This is a genomic window from Mesorhizobium sp. M6A.T.Cr.TU.014.01.1.1 (assembly GCF_004022765.1).
In the GTDB taxonomy this organism is placed as follows: domain Bacteria; phylum Pseudomonadota; class Alphaproteobacteria; order Rhizobiales; family Rhizobiaceae; genus Mesorhizobium; species Mesorhizobium mediterraneum.
The window spans coordinates 1-1,489 of the sequence record NZ_RZPG01000065.1 but is presented as its reverse complement, the minus strand read 5'-3'; the positions used below and the strand labels follow the sequence as shown (position 1 = coordinate 1,489).

The 1,489-nt window shown below is 64.9% G+C and carries 2 protein-coding genes; both read left to right on the top strand.

The window, feature by feature from the left end:
• Positions 1–7: 7 nt before the first annotated feature.
• Positions 8–493, top strand: coding sequence for a bifunctional adenosylcobinamide kinase/adenosylcobinamide-phosphate guanylyltransferase (gene cobU / locus EN885_RS32950; protein ID WP_128335257.1), 486 nt, complete (start codon positions 8–10; stop codon positions 491–493).
• A gap of 1 nt (position 494) precedes the next feature.
• Positions 495–1,112, top strand: coding sequence for a cob(I)yrinic acid a,c-diamide adenosyltransferase (gene cobO / locus EN885_RS32945; RefSeq protein WP_128244020.1), 618 nt, complete (start codon positions 495–497; stop codon positions 1,110–1,112).
• Positions 1,113–1,489 lie beyond the last annotated feature (377 nt).

Genomic DNA, 1,489 nt, shown 5'->3' with positions numbered 1-1,489 from the left:
CCGGGTCATGGGGGGGGCGCGCGCGGGCAAGAGCGCCGATGCCGAAAGATTGGTGACGGCCTGTCCGGCGCCGTGGGCCTACATCGCCACGGCGCAAGCCTATGACGACGAGATGCGCGAGCGCATCGCGCTGCACCGATCGCGGCGCGGCGAGGGCTGGACGACCATCGATGCGCCGCTCGATCTCGTCGGCGCGATCGAGGCCCTGCCTGACGGCCGGCCTGTCCTGATCGACTGCCTGACGCTGTGGCTGACCAACCATATGCTGGCCGAACATGACATTGAGGCTGAATGCCGGGGGCTGGCCGATGTGTTGTCGCGACCGCGCGGGCCATGGCTCGTGGTCTCCAACGAGGTCGGGCAAGGCATCGTGCCCGACAATGCGCTCGCCCGCCGGTTTCGCGACGCCGCCGGCCGGCTCAACCAGCAGGTCGCGGCCGTCGCCGGCACGGTGCTGCTGATGGTGGCGGGACTGCCGCTTAGGGTGAAATGACATGGCTGATACTATCGAACCCAAGGACGAGGAACGCCACCGCGCCAAGATGGCCAAGCGCAAGGCAGTGCAGGACGCCGAGGTCGCGGCAAAGACGGTCGAGAAGGGGCTGCTGATCGTCAACACCGGGCCCGGCAAAGGCAAGACCACTGCTGCCTTCGGACTGGCGCTGAGGATGCTCGGCTATGGCAAGCGCGTCGGCGTCGTCCAGTTCATCAAGGGCAAATGGCACACTGGCGAGAAAGACGCTTTTGCCGCTTTCGGCGACCGCGTCGTCTGGCACACGATGGGCGAGGGTTTCACCTGGGAGACCCAAGATCTGAAGCGCGACATCGCTGCCGCCGAAGCCGCCTGGGCCAAGGTGCTCGAGCTGATGGCCGATCCGTCGATCAGCCTTATGGTGCTCGACGAGCTGAACATCGCGCTGCGCTACGACTATCTCGATCTGGACAAGGTGGTAGCGGCGCTGAAAGGGCGTCGCGAAAACCTGCATGTCGTCGTCACGGGCCGCAACGCCAAGCCGGCGCTGGTCGAGGCGGCCGATCTGGTCACTGAGATGGGCGTGACCAAGCATCACTTTTCCGCCGGCGTGAAGGCGCAACAAGGCATAGAATTCTAAGAGGTTTTGGCCGCGCCTCTTCTTCCTTCTCCCCCTGGGGGAGAAGGTGGATTGGCGCGCAGCGCCAAGACGGTTGAGGGGTGCTGGCCGGAGCGCTGTTGGTGCCAAGCTGGAACACCCCTCATCCGGCCGCTTCGCGGCCACCTTCTCCCACAAGGAGGGCTTTGCACGGGGAGCGAAGTGGATTTCGGTGGTCAGTGAGGGCCTTTTTGAAGGCCGGCAGAGCGGTTTTCCGCGGCCCTTGCGGGGCCTTTGTCGGTTTAGGCAGCCATCCTGCCGGATTGTGGACGCACTCCTCCCTCATGTCCGCCTCTCATCGGGTGGATAGAGGACGCCAATCATGGTGCGCAGATTGTAAGCGCAGGCGGCCAGTATGC

Bases quoted from the DNA above. Each gene is read 5' to 3' on its own strand.
- cobU (WP_128335257.1), top strand. From the start codon at position 8: ATGGGGGGGGCGCGCGCGGGCAAGAGCGCCGATGCCGAAAGATTGGTG.
- cobO (WP_128244020.1), top strand. From the start codon at position 495: ATGGCTGATACTATCGAACCCAAGGACGAGGAACGCCACCGCGCCAAG.